We start from the raw sequence: 6,450 nt of genomic DNA, 5'->3' as shown, positions 1-6,450 counted from the left end.
CGTCGGCACATCCGGCATCGTGTTGACTGACCCGGCGCTTTCGCGAGCAAGCCCGCTCCCACAGTGTTCGTGTCGGTCGCCAGACTTGTGTTCGCAGTGAATCGCTTGGAAGCCGCGATTCTGGAACAAGGTATCGCTCAAGCCCGGACAGATGACTTTTCTTATTCCAGAAATCGAGCACAGAACCATTTTTTAATCTTTTATCGCTATTAACCTCGCCTTCTATAATTGCGCGTCGGCACTCAACTCATCAAAAGGGATGTTCCATGCAAAGACGCCTGTTATTGGCTGCGCTGTTCCTCGCTGTCGCCGGGTGCGCCAGTCCTCCTGCGGTTTCCGTGCACACCAAAGACCCCGTCAGTTCGACCCTGCAAGGCGACGCCACGCGTCCGGCGCAGGCACAGTGGATTCGCACCGAGTTGTACTTCTCGGTGGGCACGGTGGATGGCAAGGAAGGTGCGGTCAGCCCCGCGCGCTGGCGCGAGTTTCTCGATAAGGAAGTCACCTCGAGGTTTCCCGACGGGTTCACCGTCTTCGATGCCTACGGACAGTGGCGCGATCATGGGGCAAAGGAGCCTGAGCGCCTGAGCACCAAGGTCATCGTGATTTTGCACGAAAACAATCCGCAGAATGACGGCAATATCGAGGCGATTCGGCTGGCGTACAAACGCATTACCGGAGACTTGTCGGTACTGCGCCTGTCGCAACCGGCGCACGTTTCGTTTTAATCAGCGACAGGTCCAAGAGCTTGCCGAGGCGTCGACGCCAGGCGGCTCAATCCCGCCAACAGCAACGCGCCCACCAGCAACACGCCAATCCCCAGAAACGCGCCCCAGCCCACCACTGTCACGCTCGAATAGAGCATGTACAGGCACAGACCGAAAAACAGCAGCGGCAACAGCGGATACAACGGCACCCGAACCGGCCGCGGCACCTCGGGAAAGCGCCGCCGCAAAATGATCAAGGCCAGGCTGCTCAAGCTGAGAAACAGCCAGTACACCGGTGTCAGGTACTCGACCATGGTGTTGAAACCGCTCTGGGTGAAACTGCCGAACAGCACCAGCAACAACGCGACTGCGCCCTCCGCCAGCAAAGCCTTGCGCGGCACGCCGTCGCGTTCATTCCACTCGCCGAAGCGGCGCAATTGCGGTACATCGCGGGCGGCGGCGTAGGTGGTGCGGGCGCCGACCAGCAAGGTCGAATTGATAGTGGCGATGGCCGCGATACCGACCATCAGCAGAATCAACAGCACGCCCGGCGCACCGAACGCCCGGTTCAGCAGTTCCACCGCGGGCGCGTTGCTCGCGGCCAGTCCGGCAAAACCCAGGCCTTGGACAAACGCCCAGTTCAGCGCCAGGTAGATCGCCATCAGCACCGTCAGTGCACCGAGCATCGCAATGAATATGCCGCGTCGACCGTCGCGCACTTCCGCCGACAACGTTGCCGCATCGCTCCAGCCGCCGAATGCGAGAAACACGAAAATCATCGCCGCCGATAACCCGGCCATGCCAGTGTTTTCCGGCGTGACCGATACGCTCGGAGCCGCTGCTTCGATCCCCTGCCACGCCAGCCACACACCTGCGCTGGCAATGCTCAAAAAGCCCAGGGCCAACAAGCCCACCAGCAAGGTCTGAGTGATGAACCCGATGTGTTTGCCGGTGAGATTGAGCAGCACCAGCGCCGCTATTATTCCACCGGCAAACAGTCCCGGGCCGTATCGACCGAGCGGCACCACGGCGTTGAAGTAATCGGCAAACATGAACGCCGACAAGGCAATCCACCCGGTGTGCATCACCGAAAAACGCGACCAGGCGAACAGGAGCCCCATGCGCTCGCCATAGGCGGTGCGCAGAAAGTGATAGTCGCCACCCGGATGCGGAAAGGCCGTGGCCATTTCGGCGAAGCACAAGGCTCCGGCCATCGACGCCAGACCGCCGAGGACCCAGACCCAGTAAAAACAGGAAGGCCCGACGTTCAGTGCCACGGTCGGCGCAGTCTTGAGGATGTCGGTAGTGATCACCATGCCCAGCGTGATCAACAACGCCTGCAACACCGGCAAATGGCGCTTGGGGCCGTTCGAGTGGCTCATAAACAGTCCTGCAGAAAATCCGCCGTCCATGGCGGTTCGGCTCAGAAGCCGTAGGTGGCGCTGGCGTAGTAATAAGCACCGTTGGTGCCGATCGGCGACAGCACGTCATACGGCAGGTTGCCACCGTAGTTGATCGCCGAGCCGGAGCGTTCCGGGTAATTGTCGGTGAGGTTGTTGCCGCCCAGCGCCACGCTGAATTTCGGGGTGAATTTGTAGGTCACCTCGGCGTCCAGTTGCCACACCGCGCCATAGGTCTGCTCCGGTTGCGAGTCACCGAAATCGAACACCCGGGTGGTCTCGCCCTGACGGGTCAGACGACCGAGCAGGCCCCAGTGTTCGCTGGCCCAGTTGGCCGTGAACACGAAACGATCCTTGGGCGCGGCGTCGGTCAGGGTGTTGGTTTCTTCGACGCCGACCAGAGCGTCGCCACCGATGCCCAACGCGCTGAGCTGCGACGGCGTGCCTTTGGTGTGGGTGACGCTGGTGTGGTTATAGGTGTATGCGGTGGTCAAGCCGAGTTGTCCGTCATACAGCGGCTGGTGGTAGTTGAGCACCAGTTCGGCGCCGTGGGTGCTGGTGTCGGCGGCGTTGGTGAAGAAATTGACGTCGTGCACCCCCGGCACGCCGAAGGTGTCATTGATGTATTGCTCCATGGCGTCGCTGCCGATGCGCTGCGACAGGGTGATGCGGTCCTTGACGTCGATGCGGAACACGTCGAGCGAGGCGTCGAAACGTTCGTTCAACTGGAAGGTCAGGCCGAGGCTGAAGTTCTTCGAGGTTTCCGGATCGAGCTTTTGCGCCCCCAGCGCACGGGCGATCGGGTCGTTGACCGAGAGCACGCGAATGTCAGTCAGGGTGCCGCCTTCGCCGAAATTACTGGTGGTGTTCTGGAAACCGCTTTGGGCCAGCGACGGCGCGCGGAAGTTGTTCGACACCGCGCCGCGCAACGCCCACTGTTCGGTCAGTTTGTAGCGGCCACTGAGCTTGCCGGTGAGTTTGCTGCCGGCATCGTCGTAATGTTCCCAGCGAGTTGCGGCGTCGACGAAGAAGCGGTCAGTGAGATCACCCGAGACCTCGGCGTAAGTGGCAAACACGTTGCGGTCCAGGTCCGACTCTTCGCTGGGGCGCAAGCCATTCGCGCCGTCAGCGCCGGAGCCGATGTAAGAGGCTTCGTCGCCGGCGTAGGTCAGGTAGTTTTCGTAGCGGTATTCGCCGCCCAGAGCCAACACAAACGAGCGCCCGCCGAGGCGCAATTCTCGGCTGAAGTCGAGGTTGGTGGTGGTTTGGCGCAGCTCGTAATCGCCAGTGTCGAACTTCGTCGGCGAATCTTCTCCGAGGCTGACGTTGAGGGTGCGGCGGGTGGACCCGTCAAACCGGTTGCGGCCATGGGTGACGCTGCTGTCGAAATCCCAGTCTTCGCCGATCATGCCTTTGAAACCGGCCGTGGCGGAGATGTCCTTGTTGTCGCCCAGCGACTGCGGCAGATAGCCGTTGGGATAGAATTGCGGCTGCTCGTAGGGGTAGCGATAGAACTCGGCGCCGGTGGTATGGCGCTGGTTGTAGGTGCCGAAGCTGTAAGCCTTGCCGCCGGCCAGCGGTACCTCGCTGTTGAACCACAGGTTGACGTCCCGCGCCAGACCGTCACCCATCACGTAGTTGCGCTGCTCGGGGGTATCGGCGAAACCGTCGAAACCGGCGCGGTTGGTCGGGTTGCGGTTTTTGTACTCGGTGCCGCCGCGAATGAAACCGCCCTCTTCGCCCAGGCGCGTGCCGATCTTGGCGGTGGTCACGCTGTTCTGGCCGTCGGTGGTGGTGCGGCCGATCGCATCCTGATGGGTGTGATAGGCACCGTAACTGGTGGACACTTCACCACCTTCGGGGGCGTCGTCGAGGATGATGTTGATCACCCCGGCAATCGCATCGGAGCCGTACTGCGCCCCGGCACCGTCGCGCAGTACTTCGATGCGTTTGATCGCGCTGATGGGGATTGAGTTGAAGTCCACCGGCGCCGTGCCGCGGCCGATTTTTGATGAGTCGTTGACCACCGCCGAAGTGTGGCGGCGCTTGCCATTGACCAGCACCAGAACTTGATCCGGGCTCATGCCACGCAGCTGCGCGGCGCGCACATGGTCAGCGCCACCGGAGTTGGACTGACGCGGCATGCTGAAGGACGGCAGCAACGTCTGCAGCGCCTGGCCCAGCTCACCGTCGGCAGCGCCAGTGGACTTGAGGTCGGCGGCGGTCAACACGTCCACCGGCACCGGTGAGTCCAGCACCGTGCGCGCAGTGCCACGGGTGCCGGTGACCAGCACGGTACCCAGCCGTGTGTCATCGTCAACACGCGTGGACGTGTCCTCGGCTTGCGCCGGAAGTTGCCAGATCGCACCGACAACCGCGATGGCGAGTAATGAACGGGAACGCTGATGCATGTTACGGCTCCTTTATCGCAGCTAATACCCGGCCGTTGCCGACAATAAGAGTTCGGCAATCAATGCGCGGCAATGTCTGCTGTAGTTTTAGAAATCAGGAAGGCGGTGAAGGCTGTTTTAACGTGGTTAGTGGGTGAAACGCAGAATCCCCAAAGTAAGTCATTCCCCCTTGAATGCTGATGCTAGACGAGCCGCTGCCGGGCGCAAAAGAACCAATAACACTTAGGTTAGATCAGCGCAGTTAGTTGTTTTAAGGGCAACACAAGTGTTGCCAGAACAACAGCAATTCAACTAACCAACAACTAACTCAAGCATAACCACCACACCTGTGGGAGCGAGCCTGCTCGCGAAAGCGGTGTATCAGTCTCCGAATATGCCGACTGGACTGGCCTCTTCGCGAGCAGGCTCGCTCCCACAGTTTTTATTGGGGGGGAACACAGATTATCCGTACGACATAGATCCAATGTGGGAGCGAGCCTGCTCGCGAAAGCGGTGTGTCAGTCTCCGAATATGCCGCCTGGAATGGCCTCTTCGCGAGCAGGCTCGCTCCCACAGTTTTTATTGGGGGGAACACAAATTATCCGTACGACATAGATCCAATGTGGGAGCGAGCCTGCTCGCGAAAGCGGTGTGTCAGTCAGTGAATATGCCGACTGGAATGGCCTCTTCGCGAGCAGGCTCGCTCCCACAGTTTTTATTGGGGGGGAACACAGATTATCCGTACGACATAGATCCAATGTGGGAGCGAGCCTGCTCGCGAAAGCGGTGTATCAGTCACTGAAGATGTTGACTGGAATGGCCTCTTCGCGAGCAGGCTCGCTCCCACGGAATCTGTCGTTGGATGATAGTTTTCAGTTGGCCACAGGTATCCACTCGGCCCGCGCCACATTGGCGGTATCACCGAAGGCCGGGAGTTTCTGCGCCAGGTCGCGGACGTTTTTCACGTCCAGGTCCAGCAACTGCTGACGGGTGATCAAGGTCGGTGGCACCAGCACCTGATGCCCCGGATTTTCGCCGGCAATCAACATCGCCAGACTGCGCACGCTGATCGCCCCCGCTACTTGCGGATTGACCGCCGCGGTCGCCGCCCAGGCGCTGTCCGGTTCTTTCATGATCTGGATGTCGGCGGTGGAAATGTCGGCGCTGTAGATCTTCACCTTGCGCCCCAACCCGGCCTCGTCGACAGCAATCTTCGCGCCTTTGGCAAACTCGTCGAACGGCGCGAAGATCACGCTGATCCCCGGATTGGCGCGTAACACCGCGCTGGCCTGATCCGCCACCGAGTTGGCAATCGGCGGGTTGAGCGTGCCGAATCGCGCCTTTTCAATGATGCCCGGATTAGCCTTCTTCACCTGACTCCAGATCTCGTCGCGACGCTCCATCGGCGTGAAGCCGCTGATGTACACGTAACCGGCGTCGAACCGTGTGCCGTTGTCCTTCACCGCCTGCTCCAGCGCCAGTCGCGCCAGCGCGTGGTGATCCTGCTCGACCTGCGTCACTTGCGGGCTGTTCAGGTCGACGTCGAACGCCACCACCTTGATGCCTTTGGCGATCGCCCGGTCAATCGGTCCCTTGAGGGTTTCCGCCAACCCCAGTTGCACAATGATCCCGTCGACCCCGAGATCGATCGCCTGATCGATCATCTCGCCCTGACTCGCCGCCTGCTGCCGCGCATCGAATACCCGCAGGTTGGCTCCCAGCGCTTCGGTCTGTTTCTCCACGCCGCGCAGATACGCCTCGGGAAAGTCCCCGGAAAACAGATAACCGACCAGAGCGATCTGCACCTGGCCCTTGTCAAACGGTGCCGGCGCACCCGGTAAGGCCTTGGCCTGAGCGCTCAAGGCCAACGCCGAGAGCATGGCGCCGGCGAGGCAATGGCGCGCGAACTGTTTGAGTGAACCATGCATACGACTTTCCTTGAACGATGTCGAC

4 protein-coding genes are annotated in these 6,450 nt (G+C 60.7%); 1 reads left to right on the top strand and 3 read right to left on the bottom strand.

What is annotated here, in order from left to right; translation table 11 throughout:
- Positions 1–266: 266 nt before the first annotated feature.
- Positions 267–728, top strand: coding sequence for a DUF3574 domain-containing protein (locus U862_RS0103530; RefSeq protein WP_025109128.1), 462 nt, complete (start codon positions 267–269; stop codon positions 726–728).
- On the opposite strand, the gene U862_RS0103525 is transcribed toward U862_RS0103530, so the two are convergent.
- From U862_RS0103525 to U862_RS0103515, 3 genes are all read right to left on the bottom strand, one after another.
- Positions 725–2,089, bottom strand: a complete 1,365-nt coding sequence (locus U862_RS0103525; protein ID WP_025109127.1) for an APC family permease — start codon at positions 2,087–2,089, stop codon at positions 725–727. The two genes, U862_RS0103530 and U862_RS0103525, sit on opposite strands and share 4 nt — an antisense overlap.
- Before the next feature lie 41 nt (positions 2,090–2,130).
- Positions 2,131–4,518 (bottom strand): TonB-dependent siderophore receptor, encoded by a 2,388-nt coding sequence (locus tag U862_RS0103520; RefSeq protein WP_025109126.1) that lies wholly within the window; start codon positions 4,516–4,518, stop codon positions 2,131–2,133.
- Positions 4,519–5,369: 851 nt separating this feature from the next.
- Positions 5,370–6,425 carry a substrate-binding domain-containing protein gene (locus U862_RS0103515; RefSeq protein ID WP_025109125.1) on the bottom strand — a complete coding sequence of 352 codons (1,056 nt, stop codon included), beginning with the start codon at positions 6,423–6,425 and terminating at the stop codon, positions 5,370–5,372.
- Positions 6,426–6,450 lie beyond the last annotated feature (25 nt).

This window comes from Pseudomonas sp. H1h (assembly GCF_000633255.1).
Taxonomy (GTDB): Bacteria; Pseudomonadota; Gammaproteobacteria; order Pseudomonadales; family Pseudomonadaceae; genus Aquipseudomonas.
Note: the sequence above shows the minus strand (reverse complement) of the source record. Positions and strands in the feature narration are given on the sequence as shown.

What these genes read in the sequence shown, in the direction of transcription:
- U862_RS0103520 (WP_025109126.1), bottom strand. Translation starts at nt 4,518, where the DNA reads ATGCATCAGCGTTCCCGTTCATTACTCGCCATCGCGGTTGTCGGTGCG.
- U862_RS0103530 (WP_025109128.1), top strand. Translation starts at nt 267, where the DNA reads ATGCAAAGACGCCTGTTATTGGCTGCGCTGTTCCTCGCTGTCGCCGGG.
- U862_RS0103525 (WP_025109127.1), bottom strand. Translation starts at nt 2,089, where the DNA reads ATGAGCCACTCGAACGGCCCCAAGCGCCATTTGCCGGTGTTGCAGGCG.
- U862_RS0103515 (WP_025109125.1), bottom strand. Translation starts at nt 6,425, where the DNA reads ATGCATGGTTCACTCAAACAGTTCGCGCGCCATTGCCTCGCCGGCGCC.